This window comes from Marinomonas sp. PE14-40 (genome assembly GCF_051623805.1).
Taxonomy (GTDB): Bacteria; Pseudomonadota; Gammaproteobacteria; order Pseudomonadales; family Marinomonadaceae; genus Marinomonas.
Window position 1 is genome coordinate 4,827,256 of sequence record NZ_CP130700.1, and the last position, 20,502, is coordinate 4,847,757.

Annotated in this window: 17 protein-coding genes; 10 read left to right on the plus strand and 7 right to left on the minus strand. The window is 40.4% G+C overall.

Translation table 11 applies throughout. The features are described from left to right. Positions 1–14: 14 nt before the first annotated feature. Positions 15–1,517: a sodium/proton antiporter NhaB gene (gene nhaB, locus Q0A08_RS22405; RefSeq protein ID WP_438463740.1), complete on the minus strand. Its 1,503-nt coding sequence runs from the start codon at positions 1,515–1,517 to the stop codon at positions 15–17. Positions 1,518–1,698: 181 nt separating this feature from the next. Here nhaB and sohB point away from each other — a divergent pair, with 181 nt between their 5' ends. Further along, positions 1,699–2,745, plus strand: a complete 1,047-nt coding sequence (gene sohB, locus Q0A08_RS22410) for a protease SohB (RefSeq protein ID WP_438463741.1) — start codon at positions 1,699–1,701, stop codon at positions 2,743–2,745. 21 nt (positions 2,746–2,766) lie between these two features. On the opposite strand, the gene Q0A08_RS22415 is transcribed toward sohB, so the two are convergent. The 4 genes from Q0A08_RS22415 to mfd form a co-directional block, all read right to left on the minus strand. Further along, a complete protein-coding gene (locus Q0A08_RS22415) occupies positions 2,767–4,404 on the minus strand; it encodes an ATP-binding protein (protein ID WP_438463742.1) in 1,638 nt (545 codons plus the stop codon). Positions 4,405–4,429: 25 nt separating this feature from the next. Continuing rightward, positions 4,430–5,251, minus strand: coding sequence for a phosphate/phosphite/phosphonate ABC transporter substrate-binding protein (locus tag Q0A08_RS22420; protein ID WP_438463743.1), 822 nt, complete (start codon positions 5,249–5,251; stop codon positions 4,430–4,432). A gap of 100 nt (positions 5,252–5,351) precedes the next feature. After that, the gene (locus tag Q0A08_RS22425; RefSeq protein ID WP_438463744.1) at positions 5,352–6,209 is read right to left on the minus strand and encodes a hypothetical protein; all 858 of its coding nucleotides are present in this window, start codon (positions 6,207–6,209) and stop codon (positions 5,352–5,354) included. 41 nt (positions 6,210–6,250) lie between these two features. After that, complete coding sequence (gene mfd / locus Q0A08_RS22430; RefSeq protein ID WP_438463745.1) at positions 6,251–9,664, minus strand: transcription-repair coupling factor; 3,414 nt, start codon at positions 9,662–9,664, stop codon at positions 6,251–6,253. 619 nt (positions 9,665–10,283) lie between these two features. On the opposite strand from mfd, the gene Q0A08_RS22435 reads away from it, so the two are divergent. Genes Q0A08_RS22435 through sthA form a run of 9 tightly spaced genes read left to right on the plus strand, consistent with a single transcriptional unit; the run spans position 10,284 to position 18,930 of the window. Next, the gene (locus tag Q0A08_RS22435; protein ID WP_438463746.1) at positions 10,284–11,621 is read left to right on the plus strand and encodes a Na(+)-translocating NADH-quinone reductase subunit A; all 1,338 of its coding nucleotides are present in this window, start codon (positions 10,284–10,286) and stop codon (positions 11,619–11,621) included. Between the two features lie 3 nt (positions 11,622–11,624). Further along, positions 11,625–12,830, plus strand: a complete 1,206-nt coding sequence (locus tag Q0A08_RS22440; RefSeq protein WP_438463747.1) for an NADH:ubiquinone reductase (Na(+)-transporting) subunit B — start codon at positions 11,625–11,627, stop codon at positions 12,828–12,830. Then, positions 12,823–13,620 (plus strand): Na(+)-translocating NADH-quinone reductase subunit C, encoded by a 798-nt coding sequence (locus Q0A08_RS22445; protein ID WP_438463748.1) that lies wholly within the window; start codon positions 12,823–12,825, stop codon positions 13,618–13,620. The genes Q0A08_RS22440 and Q0A08_RS22445 overlap by 8 nt, the downstream gene beginning before the upstream one ends. Before the next feature lie 2 nt (positions 13,621–13,622). Beyond that, positions 13,623–14,285, plus strand: coding sequence for an NADH:ubiquinone reductase (Na(+)-transporting) subunit D (locus Q0A08_RS22450; RefSeq protein ID WP_438463749.1), 663 nt, complete (start codon positions 13,623–13,625; stop codon positions 14,283–14,285). Then, positions 14,285–14,893 carry an NADH:ubiquinone reductase (Na(+)-transporting) subunit E gene (gene nqrE, locus Q0A08_RS22455; RefSeq protein WP_009833701.1) on the plus strand — a complete coding sequence of 203 codons (609 nt, stop codon included), beginning with the start codon at positions 14,285–14,287 and terminating at the stop codon, positions 14,891–14,893. The genes Q0A08_RS22450 and nqrE overlap by 1 nt, the downstream gene beginning before the upstream one ends. A 39-nt stretch (positions 14,894–14,932) precedes the next feature. Next, positions 14,933–16,159, plus strand: coding sequence for an NADH:ubiquinone reductase (Na(+)-transporting) subunit F (gene nqrF, locus Q0A08_RS22460; RefSeq protein ID WP_438463750.1), 1,227 nt, complete (start codon positions 14,933–14,935; stop codon positions 16,157–16,159). A gap of 47 nt (positions 16,160–16,206) precedes the next feature. Beyond that, complete coding sequence (locus tag Q0A08_RS22465; protein WP_438463751.1) at positions 16,207–17,253, plus strand: FAD:protein FMN transferase; 1,047 nt, start codon at positions 16,207–16,209, stop codon at positions 17,251–17,253. Positions 17,254–17,285: 32 nt separating this feature from the next. Then, the gene (nqrM, locus tag Q0A08_RS22470; protein ID WP_438463752.1) at positions 17,286–17,519 is read left to right on the plus strand and encodes a (Na+)-NQR maturation NqrM; all 234 of its coding nucleotides are present in this window, start codon (positions 17,286–17,288) and stop codon (positions 17,517–17,519) included. A 19-nt stretch (positions 17,520–17,538) separates the two neighbouring features. Then, positions 17,539–18,930 carry a Si-specific NAD(P)(+) transhydrogenase gene (gene sthA, locus Q0A08_RS22475; RefSeq protein ID WP_438463753.1) on the plus strand — a complete coding sequence of 464 codons (1,392 nt, stop codon included), beginning with the start codon at positions 17,539–17,541 and terminating at the stop codon, positions 18,928–18,930. A 76-nt stretch (positions 18,931–19,006) separates the two neighbouring features. On the opposite strand, the gene Q0A08_RS22480 is transcribed toward sthA, so the two are convergent. Next, positions 19,007–19,558 (minus strand): hypoxanthine-guanine phosphoribosyltransferase, encoded by a 552-nt coding sequence (locus Q0A08_RS22480; protein WP_438463754.1) that lies wholly within the window; start codon positions 19,556–19,558, stop codon positions 19,007–19,009. Between the two features lie 31 nt (positions 19,559–19,589). Continuing rightward, positions 19,590–20,426 (minus strand): YihY family inner membrane protein, encoded by an 837-nt coding sequence (locus tag Q0A08_RS22485; RefSeq protein WP_438463755.1) that lies wholly within the window; start codon positions 20,424–20,426, stop codon positions 19,590–19,592. Between the last annotated feature and the right edge of the window lie 76 nt (positions 20,427–20,502).

Consider the following 20,502-nt stretch of genomic DNA (forward strand, 5'->3'; position numbering starts at 1 on the left):
TCTCTGTAGGCTATTTATAAAAATATGCTTACACAGGTACCGCCTACAACGCTTAAAACGATTGTATAAGGTAGTGCCATCCAAACCATGCGACCATAAGATAAACGCAGTAGTGGCGCAATCGCAGAAGTTAATAGGAATAAAAAGGCAGCTTGTCCATTGGGGGTTGCAACACTTGGTAGGTTAGTACCTGTGTTAACGGCAATAGCTAGCTTGTCAAAATGTTCGCGTGAAATTGTGCCAGCATCTAATGCAGCTTTTACTTCATTGATGTAAACCGTTGCGACAAAAACGTTGTCACTAATGGCAGACAAAATACCGTTAGCAGCAAAAAACATAATAGGTTGCTGATTTAGTGGTAAAGAAAGCACATAAGTGATTACTGGCTGGAACAAGTGCTGGTGGTGAATAACAGATACGATAGTAAAGAAAACAACTAAAAGTGCCGTGAAAGGCAGTGCTTCTTCGAATGCGTGTCCAATTCTGTGTTCTTCTGTTATGCCGTTAAACGCCGTCAAAAGCACGATAATCATTAGGCCAACAAGGCCAACTTCTGCGACATGAAAAGCTAGAGATAGAACCAATATAACAGCAACAACAGCTTGCACTAGGAGTTTAGCCTTATGGGCAGGTGTACTGCGCTTGTCAGCTTCTTCGTCGTAGTTTTGCAGAATCTGACGGATGTTGTCAGGTAGTAGAGCACCATAACCAAAGCTTTTTGTTTTTTCCAAAAGTACCACAGTGATTAAACCGGCAGCTAAAACAGGCATAGATATTGGCGCAACATAAAGGAAGAACTCAACAAAATCCCAGCCAGCAACTTCAGCAATTAGTAGGTTTTGGGGTTCGCCAACAAGTGTTGCAACACCGCCAAGTGCGGTACCAACTGCACCATGCATTAACAAACTACGTAAGAAAGCACGGAATTTCTCAAGATCGTCACGGTTGGTTTCTAATACTTGTTCATCTGAACCGTGGTCATGATCGTGATCAGGCTTTTTACCTGAAGCAACCTTATGGTATACAGAGAAGAAACCAACACCAACACTGATAAGTACAGCGGTTACCGTTAGTGCATCTAAAAAAGCAGATAAAATGGCAGCTGAAAGGCTGAAAAGTAAAGATATAGCGACTTTAGAGCGTACGCGAATCAATAGTTTATTGAATATGAAAAGCAGCATGTCCTTCATAAAGTAAATGCCAGCTACCATGAACATTAGAAGTAAAATAACGGGAAAGTTATTGACCACTTCTTTATAGACGCCATGAGAATCTGTTAAACCAATGGCAACGGCTTCAATAGCTAATAGGCCACCGGGTTGAAGCGGGTAACACTTTAATGCCATCGCAAGGGTAAAAATAAACTCAACAATTAATAACCAGCCTGCAACAAAGGGCCCTGCTGTCATTAAAATAATTGGATTTAATATTAGAAATGCAATGATGGTTTGTTTAAACCATAGAGGAGAACTTCCTAAAAAGTTCTTGCTGAGAGCCTGAAATAGGGTCGCAGTCATGGATTTGCTCCTAGTTTGGAATGATAAAGATTAATTACGTGAATGATAAGAGATATTGTGAAGCAGAGGAAGTCTAGACTTTTTAATATAAGACATTGTTTTTAACAAAATTTACCATATATACCTAGGTACAGAGTTTTAAGAAAAATCTATTTGATAATTGTCGAAAAAGGCGGAAAAATTGGAATTTTTAATTGAATATGCAGGCTTCCTGCTAAAACTGGTGACAGTTGCATTGATCATAGTGCTTACTTTTGCTGGTATCTTTGCGAGTAAAAGTAAAGAAAAACCAGGTGGCTTGAAAGTCACTAAGTTGAACGACAGTTATGATGCGGCTAAGACGCAACTGGAAAATGAATTACTTGATAAAAAACAGCTAAAACAGCAGCAAAAGGAAAAGAAGAAACAAGATAAGTTAGCTGCGAAAGCAGAGAAGAAATCTAAAAAACAAGATGTCAGTTTAGCAGATGCAAAAAAACGTGTATTTGTAATTGACTTTGATGGCGATATTCAAGCAAGTGCGACTCAAGCTTTACGTCGTGAAATTACTGCTATCTTATCAATAGCTACACCTAAAGACGAAGTTGTTGTTCGTTTAGAAAGTGGTGGTGGTGTTGTACATGGATACGGTTTAGCCGCGTCTCAATTACAACGTATTAAAGATGCGAACCTTTCTCTAACCATTTGTGTTGATAAAGTGGCGGCAAGTGGTGGTTATATGATGGCGTGTGTCGCTGATAAAATTATCGCAGCACCATTCGCTATATTGGGTTCTATTGGTGTCGTTGCCCAAGTACCTAACATCCATCGTTTATTAGATAAAAGTTTAGTCGATGTCGAGCTTCATACGGCGGGTAAATACAAGCGCACTTTAACAATGCTCGGTGAAAATACAGATGAAGGCCGTGCTAAATTCAAGCAAGACCTTGAAGATACTCATGTTCTATTTAAAGAGTTTGTTTCTAGTGCGCGACCGGTTATCGATATAGATGCGATTGCAACGGGTGATGTTTGGTATGGATCGCAGGCGCTGAAAAATAACTTAATTGATCAGGTAAGCACCAGCGATGCTTATTTGGTTTCTCAGTTTGATTCAAGTGATGTGGTTTCGATTCATTATCAGGAGCCAAAAAAGCTAGCTGAGAAGTTAGGACTATCGGTCTTGAGTGCTGCTGAGGGTAAGGCAATAAAATGGTTTAGCAAACTAAGTCAATATAAAGGCTATTAGGTTTCGCTTTTAAGATGTCTGTTAAGCCTTGGAGCTGGCAGGCATCTGACTTTCTTCCTTGATTACAGGTAGCGTGATAGTGAAGGTGCTACCTATACCTTGTTTACTCTCAATATCTATCATGCCTTTATGCTCTTCGATAATGCCATAAGAAATAGCTAAACCTAAACCTGTTCCTTTTCCTAAAGGTTTTGTCGTATAGAAGGGGTCAAAAAGTTTGTCTATTTGCTCTTCCGAAATGCCGCAGCCATTATCTTTCACGCTGATTTTAATGTAACCATCGAGATGTTGGCTGTTTATCTCAATTACGCCTTTTTCTTTAATCGCATGGCCTGCGTTAATAAGCAAATTCAAGATAACTTGTTTTATTTGGCCTGGTGCGCAGTAGGTATTAGGCAATTTCTCTAAGTTTGTTTTTATATCACAATGATATTTAAGTTCGTTGTTCACCACTTTTAGGGTGCTATTAATACAATCATTGAGGTCAGAGTAGCTATGGCTAGTTTCTTGATCTGCATGAGAAAAATCTTTTAATCCCTGAACGATTTCCTTCACCCGTCCAGTGCCTTCTTTAGTGTCTTTAATGAGGCTAGGTAGGTCCTGCTGGATAAAATCTAAATCAATTTCATTTTCAAATGCTTCTATTTGTTTTAACAATTTCTCTTTATCGTCAGCTTCAAGTGATATTTTTTTGTACAGTGTGATTAGGGTTAAAAACTGTTCGGAGTACTCTTCAAGAATATCAATATTGCTAATAATGAAGCTCATAGGGTTATTAATTTCATGAGCAACGCCTGCAGCTAATAAACCAACTGAGGCCATTTTTTCAGATTGCATTAATTTGGTTTGTGTCTCTTTTATGTTTTTATTCGCTGTTTCGAGTTGTTGGTTTTTATCTATGATGACTTGGGTTCGTTTCTGGACAATCTCTTCTAGTTTTTGATTAAACTCTTTTAGTTCTGCTTCTATTAAGTCACGTCGCTCACTCGCCTCATGTAGATTCTTGGCCATTAAGTTGAAGGCGCTAGATACTGCTGCTAACTCATCTTTGCCAGAGACGGGAATGTTGATATCTAACGTGCCATCAGCAATGCTTTTAGTGGCCTTCATGAGTACTTTAAGTTGCTTGGTAAGGTAAGTTCCAAGAGCGAATGAGAAAAGAGCTACAAGGAGCATCTCAATACCTGCAATGAAAATACTTCTTTGTTCTGCTTCTTCAATGGTGTTTAAAATGCCTGTGATATCAATGCCAATCTCTACTTGGCCATAAATGACACCACCTTCTTCAATGATAGAGTGGGTATCAAAAATACCGTCATCAACCATTTCAACGTTTTTATCATCGATAAAATCTTTATCAAGACCTTCAGGGTCTCCACCACTGGCGAATACTTCACCATCTGGCCCTAGTACTCTGGCATAACTCAGATCTGGATTTTTTAATACTTCACTTACAAAAGACTCTAGAGAAGCAAGATCATAAGATAAAATTGCATCTTTTGTTGTGGTTGAAAAGAGCTCAGCAGTCGTAGTTGCTCGTTTAGCCAAGCTAGAATAGTTGGTGGTTTTTAGATAGTTAAGTGTCATGCTGACGAGCAGAATGAGTAATAAGGCCTCAATGAGAGCAACGCCAAGAATAGTTTTAATTCTTAATGACACACTTATCTCCTATTAAGACCTGATATTATTTTAATAAATGCTCTAAAAGAGTGATGTTGAGGTCTCTAACATCATCCCAGTCTTTATCTTTCGCAAGCTCCATGCCTTTAAAATTAATGCTTTTAAGTAGCGCTTGGCCTTCAGGGTCAGAGTTCATTTCAACTAAGGCTTTTTGAAGTTTGTTTTTTATGCTGTTATCTAAGTCTGGGTGAGTAGCGATTGCGTGCGGTGTGTAACCAGGTGTTGTCCACAATACTTTTAATTTATCACTTACATCTGATGCTGTGTTATTTAAGGTTCTTTGAACGCCGCCACCTGCTGGGAATATATTGCGGGAAACCGTTAGATATACGGAGTCGTGAGATGAAACATATTTAGGGGTGATCTTGATGCCATCTTTAGCCATTTTTGCTCTTGGTAAAACACTTGCGGCGAAGGCTGCAGGTGCGGGGAAAGCAAGCGTACTGCCATCAAGTTCTTCGAGCTTGGTTAAAGGGCTGTCTTTAGGGACAACAAGAATTCCTTTAATCTTTTTGTCTTTTTGCTTCGCTATTGCATTATAGCCTGGCCTTTCATGAAACACCGTGTAGTGGTAAGGGTTCATGTAAGCGATATCGTATTGGCCCTCTAGAACGCGCTTCTCAAAAGTTGGGATATCATTGGCTGTACTAAAACGAATCTCATGACCTATTTTTTCGCTTAAATAGGTACAGATAGGTGTCCATAATCTAGCTAATTTTTTAGCTGATTGTTGTGGCACTATGCCTATAGTCAAAGTCTGAGCTTGAACGGTACTAAAAACGCTTATCAACAAGAAGCTAGTTAACAACTTAAAAATGTTCGCCATAATTTCGTCCTGTCTTTATGTGAGTCTATTTGTTTGTTTTAAATATGATTAATGTCTTTTTAGAGTTTAGATGAGTTTCAAATCCTAGCCAATGAAATATCTATTGCGTGCTTTCTGGTGGCTTATTGAGTTCAGATTGGTTAAGTAAAATGTCTAAACTTTCTTCTGGTTCAATACTAATGCTTGCTTCTGCATCTCTAACCATTTCTTCTTCTGTCAGTGCTTGTAGCATTAGCTCGTGCTCAGCATCGTCAACAGAAATAGGTTCAAAATAAAGTAGGCTACCAATAATTGGGTGGTCAAGATAATTAAGTTTCTTGCTGGCAGTCTTTCTCTCTGCGGTGAAGGACAGTACTAATGCAGGTTCATATAATTGAATGACTTTCTCTTCAGGAGTTATCTCATTAAATAGGCCAGATTCTTCAAAAGGATCAAGTTCATCAAAAATGATGCCTTTAGTTTGATTGATTTGCTCCACAGGGGCTGTAAAGCTATCGAATATAAAGTGTTGGTATTGGATTTCTGTTTCTAGGTAGCGGCCAAGCTTAACCTTCATTTTCCCTGTCAGCTCAGGGTAGCCGTCAAAAAGTTGCTTGCTATGAAAATCCTCGAGAACCACGTTGCCTTGTTCTTCAAAAATCATAGGCCAGGTCTGATTGGATAAAATGGTAACTCTTCTATCCATTAGTGCTTGATATTGTAAAAATGGATTGGGCTCAGTTGTTACATCTAATTCCTGAGTAGTTGAATCCATGATACTTGTACTTTGGATTGCATCTTCTTCATTAGCGAAACGCTTGATGTTATCTAATTGATAAATGTTTTGATAATTAACCTGTTCGCTGCTCATTTTATCAGGCCATACAAAACTCAATAGATGAGCTCGATAAGCTCTAGCGTTTGATTTTTCTGGCTCATTAGTCGGCAATACGTCTGCTGCATAAATTGTTTGAGCCAAGCATAAACCCAGTATTGTTAGTGAAAATGACTTAATTAACATTAATGCAATAATTCCAATAGTTTGTGGATGTTTTCAAATCTTTGCTCAGCAGTGAGCATTTTTGCTTGCACTTTAAGGGCAGTAGGCCCAGCCAATTTATAGGTATCTGGCTTAGTTTGAATCAAGGTAATTAACCTCATTGGATCAATCGGTGTTTTCTCTTTAAACGAAATTTTGGCCTCTTGCGGTCCTGCTTCGATTTTATTGATACCTAGCTTTTCGGCTTTCAACTTAATTTGAGTCTGCTGGAATAAGTTTTTGGTAGGATTCGGGAGTAATCCAAAGCGATCTATCATTTCAACCTGAAGGTCTTTGAGCTCCTTTTCACTCGATGCACTTGCAATACGTTTGTATAAAATGAGGCGGCTGTGTACATCGCCTAAATAATCATCTGGGATGAGAGCAGGGACCCTTAAATTAATGTCGGTTTGTGATGGTGTGCTGATGTCGACATCTGGTGCTTCGCCTTGTTGTAGTGATTTCACTGCGCGATCGAGCATTTCCATAAAGAGTGAAAATCCAACATGTTCTATGTGGCCACTTTGTCCTTCGCCGAGTAACTCGCCGGTTCCACGTATTTCTAAGTCGTGGGTGGCAAGTGTGAAGCCTGCTCCAAGGGTGTCTGCAAGCTGTATTGCTTCAAGTCGTTTTTCTGCATCCTTGGTAATGTTTCTATCTTCAGGTGTTAATAAATAAGCATAAGCCTGATGATGTGAGCGGCCTACACGCCCCCTTAACTGGTGTAATTGTGCTAAGCCAAATTTGTCTGCTCGATTAATGATTATTGTGTTTGCATTTGGAATGTCTATGCCGGTTTCTATGATGGTTGAGCAGACGAGAATGTTTGCTCTTTTATGGTAGAAATCAGACATGACCTGCTCAAGTTCTCTTTCTCGCATCTGGCCATGGCCAATAAGTATGCGTCCTTCAGGGATAAGCTCAGCTAGCTCTTCAGCTGCCTTAGCAATAGTTTGTACATCATTGTGTAGGAAATAGACCTGACCGCCACGGTGAAGTTCACGTAAAATTGCTTCCTTCACGGTATGATTGTCTTTTTGTTTCACAAAAGTATTTACCGACAGACGTTTGGCTGGCGGTGTGGCGATTATGGATAAGTCGCGAATCCCAGACAGAGACATGTTTAATGTTCTTGGGATAGGCGTCGCCGTTAAAGTAAGAATATCAACTTCAGAGCGTAATGCTTTGAATTGATCCTTTTGCTTAACACCAAACCTATGTTCTTCATCTATGATTACTAGGCCTAAATTAGCGTATTTAATATCACCTTGAATTAGCTTGTGGGTACCGACAACAATATCGGCTTTCCCTTGCTCTAATCTATTAATGGCGGCACTGGATTGTTTGCCGCTTCTAAAACGAGACAGAAGCTCAATTTCTATTGGCCAGTCTGCGAACCTGTCGCAAAAGTTTTCATAATGTTGTTGAGCTAACAGGGTGGTTGGAACCAGTACGGCCACTTGTTTACCTCCCTGAACCGCCATAAAGGCTGCACGCATAGCGACTTCTGTTTTACCAAAGCCCACATCGCCACATACCAGTCTATCCATAGGTTTTTTGCTAACCATGTCTTGAACAACAGCACTAATTGCAAGTTGTTGATCAGGTGTTTCTTCAAATGGAAAGCCTTGGGAGAAAAGGGCGTAATCTTGATCGGGTTTATTAAAGGCATGACCTTCGCGGGATTCACGCTTTGCATAAATTTCAAGTAGCTCTGCGGCTGTATCTCGTGCTTTTTCAGCGGCTTTTTGTTTGGCTATGCTCCACTTTTCTGTTCCAAGTTTATGGAGTGGGGCATGGTCTTCGTCCGCTCCTGTATAACGTGATATCAGTTGCAGCGATGAAACAGGTACATAGAGTTTGGCTTCGTTAGCGTAGCCTAAGGTTAATAGCTCCGTTTCTTGTCCATCTATTTCTAAATTGGTCAGTCCAAGGTAACGGCCGACACCATGGTCGATATGAACAACAGGTGCATTGAGTCTAAGTTCAGTCAGATTGCGAATAATGGCGTCTTGATTAACATCACTGCTGTTCTGCCGCCTATGTTGAGAGACCCTTTCACCTAGAATTTGTTGTTCTGCAATGACGGCAATATTTTGATTTATAATAAAGCCGTTCTCTAATGAGCCAGTCGTGATATTTAAGTTATCTTTGGCGACTAAAAACGATTGCCAATTATCACAAGGGACAGGCTTTATTTTATATTCATTAAGTAGTTCGAGTAGGGCTTCTCTTCGTCCTGCTGTTTCAGCGACGATGAGGGTGCGTTGACCTTGAATGCTGAGAAAACTAGCTAGTTTCTGGATAGGGTTCTTAGCTTTTGATTCAAGAATTAAGTCTGGTAGTAGATCAAACTCTTTTTGTTTGCCTTGGCTAACCTTGATTTGAGCAAACTGCTTGAGGTGATGGAAGAACTCTTCTTTTCTAAGATTTATCTCATGAGGTTCAAGAATTGGACGTTCTATGTTGTAGCCTAATGACTCATGTCTTGCCTTAAACTCACTATCTAAAAAGTCCAGCTGTATTGAGATCTTGTCATCAAGGATGATGGCACTGTTAGCAGGTAAATAGTCGAAAAAGCTATTCGTTTGACTAAAGAATAAAGGTAAGTAGTATTCTATTCCTGCTGGGATGATGCCATTTGAGATGTCTTGGTAAATGGGTGTTTGTAAAGGGCTTGAACTAAAGCGCTCACGCCACTTCTGCCTAAAGGTTTGGCAGCCTTCCTGACTTGCTGGTATTTCTCGTGCCGGTAGCATTTTAAGAGCCGAAAGTTTTTCTGTACTTCTTTGAGTTTCAGCATCAAACCATCGTAACGAGTCAATTTCATCATCAAACCAGTCAATGCGTATAGGGTTGTTTGACCCCATGGGGTAGACATCCATTAATGCCCCACGAATTGCAAATTCACCATGCTCCCTTACGCTCTCAACATTTAAATAACCACCGCTTGTTAACTGTGATGCAAGCTTTTCTAATGATAGGTGTTGCCCTTCACTCACAACAAAGCGTTGTGCATCTATATGGGATTTAGGGCATAAGCGTGAATTGGCGGAAGCTAATGTTGTTAGTACGATCGCTTGGCGTAGATCTGCCAATTGAGACAAGGTTTCTAGACGTGAAGAAATAATATCCTGATGAGGCGAAAAGGCGTCGTAGGGTAAAGTTTCCCAATCTGCAAATCGTAATACCGGTACTCTTTTGCTATTTAAGAAAGCTAGTTCACTTTCTAATTGGTTTACCTTGGCGACTGAATCAAGTAGTAAAACGAGAGGTCCAGACATTTGTTGGCAAATTTCTAATAGCTGTAACGCCAAGGTGGATCCATTCTCGGCATGAATTGAGTTTTCATAGCCTGGACGTAACGTAAGCTCGAGCGAAGGTAGTAGCGACATCTTTAAAACAAATTTCCTTGTTACTTATGAAATGCTTGAGTCAATAGAGAGTGATCTAGGATGAACAAGTGTACGTAGTTAATTAAGAGGGGGCAATGAGATAGGCGTTTAATAATCGGTTCGTGAACGTTATTTTTTGCGTGGGTAATGGGGATGTGCGCCTATGATTTTTTACTACTGAAGGGAGGAGGTGAGGTTAAATTAAAAATTATTACAAAAATCTTTAGTTTACTGAAATATATTCTAGAGTTTGATAACGCCATCTAACTAAGATTATGTGTAAAGTTTGTGATTTTGTCAGGTGAATATGACCTATGACAAAAAAATATATGTTGAGTTACGAAAATAGTCATTTTAGTTAGAGATAGGATGAAAGCGCCTATTTTGAGTCGTTTTTCACTATAAGAATGTCTTTAATCGTTAAACAATTGGCCGATCTAGCTAGCTAGCAGTAGTCAATTAGCATAATGATCTTTATAATGCGTCGGTTTTTTGGTGAAGTGAGTTTACGTTAAAAGGCTGGTTTAGTAACAGTCGATGGATTGTGAATGTTTTCCCGGAGGGGGTCACAGATATCACGTAATGCGCTTTTGTGTTCAATTTTTGTTGGGCAGAACATATGTTTAAAATTACTAAGGGCCTAGATCTCCCGATTAGTGGCGCTCCCAATCAAGTGATTGAGAATGCTGCAGCTGCGAGTTCCGTTGCTGTGATCGGTCCTGACTACCATGGTATGAAACCTACTATGGAAGTTGCGGTCGGAGATAAGGTGAAGAAAGGGCAATTGCTCTTTACAGATAAAAAGACTGAAGGTGTGAAATATACATCACCTGCAGCAGGTACCGTTGCGGCGATTAATCGTGGCGATAAGCGAGTACTTCAATCCGTTGTAATTAATGTTGAAGGCGATGAAAAAGAAGTGTTTAGCTCTTTTTCTGGTTCAGAGCTTAAATCTCTTGATCGTCAAGTAGTCGTTGATAACTTAGTTAATTCAGGTCTTTGGACAGCATTTAGAACGCGTCCATTCTCTAAAGTGCCTGAAATTAATGCTAATCCAAGTTCAATTTTTGTTACTGCAATGGATACCAACCCATTGTCAGCATCAGCAGAGGTTGTACTAGCTGAAAAAGCAGAAGCGTTTGCAGATGGATTAACGGTTTTATCTCGTCTTACTCAGGGTAAAGTATTTGTGTGTAAAGCACCGGATACTAAAATTCCTTCTACTACTGATGTTAGTGTTCAAGAGTTTGCTGGTGTTCACCCTGCTGGTCTTGCTGGTACTCACATTCATTTTCTTGATCCAGTAAGTGACAAGAAAACGGTTTGGTCAGTTAACTATCAGGATGTTGTTGCAATCGGTAAATTGTTTGTAACAGGCGAACTAGATGCTGAACGAATTATTTCTTTAGCAGGCCCTCAAGTTTCTAAGCCACGTTTGCTTCGTACTCAGTTAGGTGCAAACCTTGAAGGTTTGACATCTGGTGAATTACTTGAAGGTGATAACCGAATTATTTCTGGTTCAGTTCTATCTGGTCGTAAAGCGTTTGGTCCTTATGCTTTCCTTGGTCGCTACCATAATCAGGTAGTTGTTATTGCTGAAGGTCGTGAGCGTCAAATGATGCATTATTTACGCGCAGGCGTAGAGAAGCACTCAGTGCTGAATGTCTTCTGGTCGAAATTGACTGGTAAAGGTGATTTTGCAATGAGCAGTACGACTAATGGTAGTGATCGTACAATGTTGCCTCTTGGTCATTTTGAACGATTGATTCCTATGGATATTCTACCGACTCAGTTGCTTAGATCTATTGTGGTAAAAGATACAGAACAAGCGCAATTGCTTGGTGCTTTAGAGCTAGACGAAGAAGATTTGTCGCTTTGTACCTATAGCTGTTCTGGTAAATTTGAATATGGCCCGATCCTTAGGGATTGCCTGACTTTGATCGAAAAAGAGGGTTAATTCATGGGGCTTAGAAAAGTACTTGATAAAATGGAACCTGAATTTCATTCAGGTGGAAAATACGAAAAATGGTATGCATTGTATGAAGCAGTGGATACTATCTTCTATCGTCCAAGCTCGGTAACGAAAGGCGGTTCGCACGTTCGTGATGCGGTTGATATGAAGCGTATTATGATCTTAGTGTGGATGTGTACCTTCCCTGCTATGTTCTTTGGTATGTACAACATAGGTTTCCAAGCAAATACTGCAATGGATGCTATGGGTGTAACAGGTGGCGATGGTTGGCAGCATGCTATTATCGGTTCCCTGACTGGCTATGATGCCAGTAGCCTTTGGGACAATATGATTTATGGTGCGATGCATTTCTTACCTATTTACCTAGTTGCTTTTGCGGTTGGTGGATTCTGGGAAGTTTTGTTTGCAGCTGTTCGTAAGCATGAAGTAAACGAAGGTTTCTTCGTAACGTCTATTCTTTTTGCGCTTTCACTACCTGCCACTGTGCCACTATGGCAAGTCGCTTTAGGTATCACCTTTGGTGTTGTGTTGGCGAAAGAAGTATTTGGTGGAACAGGTAAAAACTTCCTGAACCCTGCGCTTGCTGGTCGTGCATTCTTGTTCTTCGCATACCCTGCTTCTATGTCTGGTGATGCTGTTTGGACTGCTGTTGATGGTTTCTCTGGTGCAACTGCATTAAGTGTTGTTGCTGCTGATGGTTTCCAAAATCTAGCTGCTCACGGTATTGCATGGTCTGATGCATTCTTTGGTTTTGTACAAGGATCTATGGGTGAAACATCAACACTTGCCATTCTAATTGGTGGTAGTGCTCTGTTGATAATGCGGATAGCATCTTGGCAAATTGTTGCTGGTGTTTTAGTCGGTATGATAGCAACATCAAGCTTGCTCAACCTGATTGGTTCTGACTCAAACCCAATGTTTGCTACACCTTGGTATTGGCACTTAGTTGTAGGTGGTTTTGCCTTTGGTATGATGTTTATGGCGACTGACCCTGTGTCTGCGTCTATGACTCAAAAAGGCAAATGGTTCTACGGCGCGCTTATTGGTCTGATGGTTGTACTGATTCGTGTGGTTAACCCTGCCTATCCAGAAGGTATGATGCTGGCGATTTTGTTTGCAAACTTGTTTGCGCCATTTATCGACCATTTCATCATCCAAGCTAATATCAGCAGGAGGAAAGCACGCAATGTCTAGTGGTAACGACAGTACTAAAAAAACGGTTCTGGTTGCGCTATCTTTGTGCCTAGTCTGCTCAGTATTTGTAGCTGCTGCAGCCGTTGGCCTTAAGCCTATTCAGATGAATAACAAAGATTTGGATCGTAAGAAAAATATTCTTGCTGCAGCAGAGCTGCTTGATCCTGCGGTTTCAATTGATTCAGCTTTTGAAAAGATTGAAACGCGTATTATCAATGTTGAAACAGGCGAGTTTGCTTCTCAAGCTGATTTAGATGCTGCAGGTATTAATGCCGCATCTTATGATCAGAAGGCAGCAGCTAAAGATCCAGCTTTATCAATCACTTTAACGGGTGAGCAAGATATTGCGAGCATTAAGCGTCGCGCTAACTTTGCGACTGTATACCTTGTGAAGCAAGGTGATGCTATTGAAAAAATCATCTTACCTGTTCATGGTTATGGCCTATGGTCAACTATGTATGGCTTTATGGCGCTTGAAAACGACTTTACAACCGTTGTTGGTTTTGGCTTCTATGACCAAGGTGAAACACCTGGGTTAGGTGGTGAAGTTGATAATCCAGCTTGGAAAGCGCTTTGGAAAGGTAAAGAAGTTTATAACGACCAAGGTGAAGCTATCTTGAGTTTGGCGAAAGGCGCTGTTGATGCAGCTGACCCAGCAGCTAAATACAAGGTTGATGGATTGTCTGGTGCGACCTTAACAAGTCGTGGTGTAACTAATCTGGTTCACTACTGGTTGGGTAATGAAGGCTTTGGTCCTTTCTTAGCAAACTTGCGCGGTGAAGGAGCTTAATTATGTCTGAAGTTAAAAAGGTCTTATTTGCGCCAATTTTTAACAATAACCCAATCGCTTTGCAGATTCTGGGTATTTGTTCTGCTTTGGCTGTAACAAGTAGTTTGAGTGTAAGTTTTGTCATGGCAATCGCCTTGACTATGGTAACTGCTTTTTCTAACTTGTTTATCTCGGTTATACGTAGCAATATTCCAAGCAGCATTCGTATCATTGTACAAATGATTATTATCGCATCCTTGGTAATTGTGGTTGATCAGGTTCTTAAAGCTTTTGCTTTTGAAATCTCTAAGCAACTATCTGTATTCGTTGGTTTGATTATTACAAACTGTATCGTTATGGGTCGTGCTGAAGCCTACGCTATGAAAAATGGTCCGGTGATGAGTTTCATAGACGGTATTGGTAATGGTCTTGGTTACAGCATCATGCTTATTATTGTTGCTTTCTTCCGTGAGCTACTTGGTGCAGGTAAGCTATTTGGTGTAGAAATCTTTACCACAGTGCAAAACGGTGGTTGGTACCAGCCAAACGGTTTGATGTTACTACCACCTAGTGCTTTCTTTGTGATTGGTTTGGTTATTTGGGCACTTCGTGCTTGGAAATCGGATCAAGTTGAAGAGGCTGATTTCAAAATTGTTGCCAATTCTAAAGCGCAGGAGGCTCTATAATGGAACATTATATTAGCTTATTTATTAAGGCTGTTTTCGTAGAGAATATGGCATTAGCCTTTTTCTTAGGTATGTGTACTTTCTTGGCTTTGTCCAAAAAAGTTGAAACTGCCATTGGCCTTGGTATCGCAGTTGTTGTTGTATTGGCAATCACTGTTCCTCTTAATAACCTTATCTATACTAACTTGTTAGCTGATGGGGCGCTTGAGTGGGCAGGTCTTCCTGGTGTTGATCTAAGTTTCCTTGGTCTATTGAGTTATATCGGGGTTATCGCTGCGGCGGTACAAATACTCGAAATGTTGCTCGATAAATACATGCCTGCGTTATATAACGCTCTGGGTGTATTTCTACCTTTGATTACAGTGAACTGTGCCATCATGGGTGCATCATTGTTCATGGTAGAGCGTGACTACAACTTTGGTGAAAGTGTTGTCTACGGCGTAGGTGCTGGTGTTGGTTGGGCTCTTGCAATTGCAGCGTTAGCTGGGATTCGTGAGAAGCTTAAATACTCTGACGTACCTGTTGGTCTTCGTGGTTTAGGTATTACCTTTATCACAGTTGGGCTAATGAGTTTGGGCTTCATGTCATTCTCGGGTGTTCAGCTTTAATCGGCTGGCCAAGAATAACCAAGAATAAGGTTTAAATAGATGCTGAACTTAGAAATCATTCTAGGTGTGGTGATGTTCACAGCAATCGTATTAGCGTTGGTGGCTATCATATTGGTAGCTCGCGCACGATTAGTGAGTTCTGGTGACATCACGATACGACTAAATGGCGAAAAAGAAATTAAAGTAGCGGCAGGCGGTAAGTTGCTGCAAACACTAGCAGAGAGTGGCGTATTCTTGTCATCAGCTTGTGGTGGCGGTGGTACTTGTGCTCAGTGTAAATGTAAGGTTCTTGATGGCGGTGGCTCTATGCTAGCGACTGAAGCCTCTCACTTTACACGACGTGAAGAGAAAGAAGGTCTTCGTTTATCATGTCAGGTTGCTGTTAAGCAAGACATGGAAGTTGAAGTGCCAGAAGAAGTTTTTGGTGTTAAGGCTTGGGATTGTACTGTTGAGTCGAACCCTAACTTAGCAACCTTTATCAAAGAATTAACATTGAAATTACCTGAAGGTGAGAATGTTGATTTCCGTGCCGGTGGTTATGTGCAATTAGAAGCACCTGCCCATACTGTGCACTATAAAGACTTTGATATTGAAGAAGAATATCGTGGAGATTGGGATAAGTTTAACTTGTGGAAGTTTACTTCTACAGTAACTGAGCCTGTAATTCGTGCTTACTCAATGGCAAACTATCCTGAAGAGAAAGGTTTGGTTAAGTTTAATATTCGTATTGCTTCACCGCCTCCAGGTAAAGATGAATTGCCACCTGGTCAAATGTCTTCTTACGTATTTAGCCTTAAGCCTGGTGATACAATTAAAGTATACGGTCCATTTGGTGAGTTCTTCGCTAAAGATACTGATGCTGAAATGGTATTCATTGGTGGTGGTGCAGGTATGGCGCCAATGCGCTCTCATATCTTCGACCAACTTAAGCGACTGAATTCTACACGTAAAATGTCATTCTGGTATGGTGCTCGTAGTTTGCGTGAAGCCTTCTACAGCGAAGAGTATGACATGCTACAAGACGAAAATGAGAACTTTAAGTGGCACCTTGCTCTTTCAGATCCTCAACCAGAAGATAACTGGGAAGGTTATCAAGGGTTTATTCATAACGTGCTTTATGAAAACTACTTGAAAGACCATCCAGCACCAGAAGATTGTGAGTTTTACATGTGTGGGCCGCCAATGATGAACTCGGCGGTAGTGCAGATGTTACTTGACCTAGGTGTTGAGAATGAAAATATCTTGCTAGATGACTTTGGTGGTTAATCTACCTAGTTGATAAAGACCCACCAATAGGTGGGTCTTTATTTTTAATGCAATCGAATATCAAAATGAAGTTTATGCCTAAAAAAATTATCTTAATTGCCGGTGTCGTATTTGTTTTAGCGATCTTGGTTAGACTGTTTTCCTTCACACCTGAATTGGTAAGTTTCTCTGGTCCTACTATGGGGACTACGTATACGGTAAAGTTTTATACCAATGAGAATATGGATTCAGCATGGCAGTATAAAGATGATGTAGATGCAGTTTTGGTTCGTATTAATGAGCTTATGTCTACCTATGACCCTCAGTCTGAGCTTTCACGATTTAATAAAGCGGCTATTAATACAGACGTAATGGTTTCAACTGACTTGGCATATGTTGTCGATCAGGCCTTGATGATTAGTAAAATGTCTAATGGTGAATATGATGTTACTGTCGGACCATTGGTTAATTTGTGGGGTTTTGGCCCTGGTAAGAAGACAGATACAGTTCCTAGTGTAAGAGAGATTGCGATTGCACAACAAAATGTGGGCTTTTCAGCAATTAAGTTAACGGGTCAAACACTAGCGAAAACAAAAGATATCTATATAGATTTATCTTCTATTGCCAAAGGATATGGTGTAGATGCAGTTGCACAAAAACTCGAGCAACTTGGAATTGAGTCCTACCTAGTTGAGGTGGGCGGTGAGATTGTTTCTAAAGGTGTAAAACCTGACGGTGAACCGTGGCGTGTGGCTGTAGAAAGCCCTAATGGTGGCCATAGTGTTGTTCAGAAAGTGGTTGAATTAGCGGATGTCGCTATTGCGACTTCAGGTGATTATCGCAATTACTTTGAAAGAAATGGCGTGCGTTATTCGCACACTATTAACCCGAAAACAGGTAAACCAATAACTCATAGATTGGTTTCTGTTACAGTAATAGAAAAAAGTGCCACCTTGGCAGATGGGTTTGCAACCGCGATAACAGTATTGGGGCCTGAAAAGGGTTTAGCCTTTGCAGAAAATAACGGGCTTGCTGTTTATATGTTGGTGAAAGAAGATTTAGGATTTGTAGAACAGTATTCAAAAGCGTTTGAACCATATTTAAGCGCTCAATAGGTTTATTAATTTAAGAAATGTGAGGTGATTCTATGCTTACTATTGTGTTGGCATTTGTCGTGATGTTGCTACTTGTTGCTGCAATGGCTGTTGGTGTACTGATGGGGCGTAAGCCTATTTCAGGTTCTTGCGGAGGTATGAGTTCATTGGGTATGGAAGTTGCCTGTGATATTTGCGGTGGCGACAAAGGAAAGTGTGACGAAGAAAACAAGAGTGTAGCTGCAACTGTTCAGTCTGATGATCAGTTTTACGATGCGTCCAAGTAAATAAATATAAGGGGATACTATGACAACTAGGCATTATGATGTCGTGGTTTTAGGTACGGGTCCTGCGGGTGAAGCTGCTGCGATGAATGCAGCAAAGGCAGGAAAGCGCGTTGCCGTTGTTGAAGCGAGTGATCAGGTTGGAGGCAGCTGTACACATCTGGGTACGATTCCTTCAAAAGCACTTAGGCATGCGGTTAAAGAAATTATAGTGTTTAACACTAACCCCATGTTCCGTGATATTGGCGAGCCGCGTTGGTTCTCATTTCCGAAAGTGCTTAAGCGAGCTAACAATGTTATCGGTAAGCAAGTTAAAAGCCGTACAGAATATTATGCCCGTAATAGAATTGATATTTACTTTGGTCGTGGCAAATTCAAAGATGCAAATACGATAGAAGTTGCAACTGAGCAGGGTCCTGAGTTGCTAGGTGCAGAGAAGATCGTTATTGCAACAGGCTCAAGACCTTATCGTCCTGCTGACATCGATTTTGATCACCCAAGAATTTATTGCTCTGATACCATCTTAAGTCTAAGTCATACACCAAGAACCATTATTATCTATGGTGCGGGTGTTATCGGTTGTGAATATGCCTCTATCTTCTGTGGTTTGGGTGTTAGGGTTGAGCTAATTAACCCTGGTCCTAAACTTCTTAGTTTCCTTGATGATGAGATTACAGACGCGCTTAGTTATCATTTGCGTGATAATGGTGTTTTGATCCGTCATAACGAATCGTATGAAAGGATTGAGAGCACTGAACGCGGTGTTGTTATGCACTTGAATTCAGGTAAGAAAATGCGTGCTGATGCTTTCTTATTCTGTAATGGTCGCTCTGGTAATACTGACGGTATGGGTATTGAAAGTGTTGGTATTGAGGCTAATAGTCGTGGGCAATTAGCGGTTAAAGATAGTTACCAGACTTCTGTTGAACATATTTATGCTGCTGGTGATGTGATTGGTTGGCCAAGTCTTGCTAGTGCTGCATACGATCAGGGGCGCTCAGTTGCTGCTAATATGTATGGACTAGAAGGTGGTCACTTTATTAGTGAAGTGCCAACTGGTATTTATACCATTCCTGAGATTAGTTCTATTGGTAAAAACGAAGCCGAATTAACGGCTGAAAAAGTACCTTATGAAGTAGGTAGAGCTTTCTTTAAGCATACTGCTCGAGCACAAATTACCAACGAAGGTGTTGGTATGTTGAAAATTCTTTTCCATCGTGAAACGCTTGAGTTGTTAGGGATTCATTGTTTTGGTGACCAAGCTTCTGAGATCGTGCATATCGGTCAAGCAATTATGAAGCAGAAAGGTGATGCAAACTCCCTTAAGTACTTCTTGAATACCACCTTTAACTACCCGACTATGGCAGAAGCATATCGTGTTGCTGCATTGAACGGTTTCAATAGAGTCTTTTAAGTGACTTTTGGTTGAGTTGAAGAGTGTTATAAAAAAAAGCGCCAATAGGCGCTTTTTTTATAACGATAATTCAAGCTTAGCTGCCTTTTACTGCATAAATGCCGGGAAGGTTACGGAAGAACCCTTTGTAGTCCATGCCGTAGCCAAATAGGAACCTATCATCAACGTCGATACCGACATAATCTGGGCGCATTTCAACTTTTCTGTCGTGTAGTTTATTGATGATGGTCGCGCTATATACTTTGGCTGCACCATGGTTTTTAAACCAATCAATAATTGATTTTAAAGTGTGGCCTTGATCAAAGATATCATCAATCACTAAAATTTCTCTTTCCTCTAATTCCGATTGAGGGTAACAAAGCCATTTAAGGGCATCTCCTTGAGTTTCCATGCCATAACGTGTGGCGTGGATGAAATCTATCTCCAAAGGAAAGCGCAGTCTCTGTAAAAGAGCTGATCCAGGTACTAGGGCGCCATTCATCACACATACCACTAGTGGAAGTTTGTCGCTCAAGTCTTTGCTAATGTTTGCTGCCATTTTATCTAAAATGTCATTTAATTGATCTTCTGAAACAAGGCAGTCTGCTTCATCTAAAACTTTATTTAATTGTTCGATTTTTGTCTTCATTTAAAACTGGCTCTATTGGTTTTGGCAAAGTTTACAGTAAGCGAGTGTTTTTGCTAAGGCTTTGTTGGTGAAGGGCTGCATTTAAACTTGCCGAGACAAGAATGATAGTCCAACTAACCTGCAGCCAAATAATAAGAGTGGGTAATGCAGCAAAAGCGCCATATATAATTTGATAGTTGGCGAAAAGCTGGGCAAAGGAGCTGAATATATAATTGTTTAGCGAAAGGAGTATCGTACCAACTAAAGTTGCTATTAGAGTGGGCTTTGTTTGGGTGTTTATGTTTGGTGTTAAATAATTAAAAGTAAAGAGAAGTAAAAAATACAAAATGAAAGTACTCAAGCTCGCCAAATGGGTTAGGAATTCAGCAATTTGAATGCCTTGCCACTTTAGTGTAAGAAGGGCTGCATAAATGCTGAGTCCTAACCCTAATAAAATGGGGCCTAAGGTCAGCATAGCCCAATAGGTCAGGAGCCTGTCCTTGATATTCCGATTGGATTTGATTTGCCAGATGGATTGAATGGCTTGCTCGCAGCTGTTTAATAGAAATAATGCAGTGAGAATAAGAATAATTAGTCCTAGAATAGGAAGGTTTTTTGCTTGTTCTGAAAAGCTAATTAAATAAGGGAGTAGAATATCGCTGCTACCCGGTGCTAAATGAGACTGTAGAAAATTTATGATATTAGACTGCATTGTTTTGAGTGTCGGCGTGAAGCCAAGAATACCTAAAATAATTGTAATAATAGGGACGGCAGCTAATAGGCTTGCTAGTGTCAACTGATAGACTCGTAATGAGGCATTGGCTTGTTTATAAAGCTGCAGGCTAAGTTTAAGTTGGCGGAAAAATGAGCTTTGTAAAAATTGCTGCATGAATCTAAATAGTCCTAGTGATTAACTTTTAAGCAGTCTTTCTTTGATCTTATTAAAAATAGAAAAATAAACTGCA

What these genes read in the sequence shown, in the direction of transcription:
- nhaB (WP_438463740.1), bottom strand. Translation starts at nt 1,517, where the DNA reads ATGACTGCGACCCTATTTCAGGCTCTCAGCAAGAACTTTTTAGGAAGT.
- Q0A08_RS22420 (WP_438463743.1), bottom strand. Translation starts at nt 5,251, where the DNA reads ATGGCGAACATTTTTAAGTTGTTAACTAGCTTCTTGTTGATAAGCGTT.
- mfd (WP_438463745.1), bottom strand. Translation starts at nt 9,664, where the DNA reads ATGTCGCTACTACCTTCGCTCGAGCTTACGTTACGTCCAGGCTATGAA.
- Q0A08_RS22435 (WP_438463746.1), top strand. Translation starts at nt 10,284, where the DNA reads ATGTTTAAAATTACTAAGGGCCTAGATCTCCCGATTAGTGGCGCTCCC.
- Q0A08_RS22440 (WP_438463747.1), top strand. Translation starts at nt 11,625, where the DNA reads ATGGGGCTTAGAAAAGTACTTGATAAAATGGAACCTGAATTTCATTCA.
- Q0A08_RS22445 (WP_438463748.1), top strand. Translation starts at nt 12,823, where the DNA reads ATGTCTAGTGGTAACGACAGTACTAAAAAAACGGTTCTGGTTGCGCTA.
- Q0A08_RS22450 (WP_438463749.1), top strand. Translation starts at nt 13,623, where the DNA reads ATGTCTGAAGTTAAAAAGGTCTTATTTGCGCCAATTTTTAACAATAAC.
- nqrE (WP_009833701.1), top strand. Translation starts at nt 14,285, where the DNA reads ATGGAACATTATATTAGCTTATTTATTAAGGCTGTTTTCGTAGAGAAT.
- nqrF (WP_438463750.1), top strand. Translation starts at nt 14,933, where the DNA reads ATGCTGAACTTAGAAATCATTCTAGGTGTGGTGATGTTCACAGCAATC.
- Q0A08_RS22465 (WP_438463751.1), top strand. Translation starts at nt 16,207, where the DNA reads ATGCAATCGAATATCAAAATGAAGTTTATGCCTAAAAAAATTATCTTA.
- nqrM (WP_438463752.1), top strand. Translation starts at nt 17,286, where the DNA reads ATGCTTACTATTGTGTTGGCATTTGTCGTGATGTTGCTACTTGTTGCT.
- sthA (WP_438463753.1), top strand. Translation starts at nt 17,539, where the DNA reads ATGACAACTAGGCATTATGATGTCGTGGTTTTAGGTACGGGTCCTGCG.
- Q0A08_RS22480 (WP_438463754.1), bottom strand. Translation starts at nt 19,558, where the DNA reads ATGAAGACAAAAATCGAACAATTAAATAAAGTTTTAGATGAAGCAGAC.
- Q0A08_RS22485 (WP_438463755.1), bottom strand. Translation starts at nt 20,426, where the DNA reads ATGCAGCAATTTTTACAAAGCTCATTTTTCCGCCAACTTAAACTTAGC.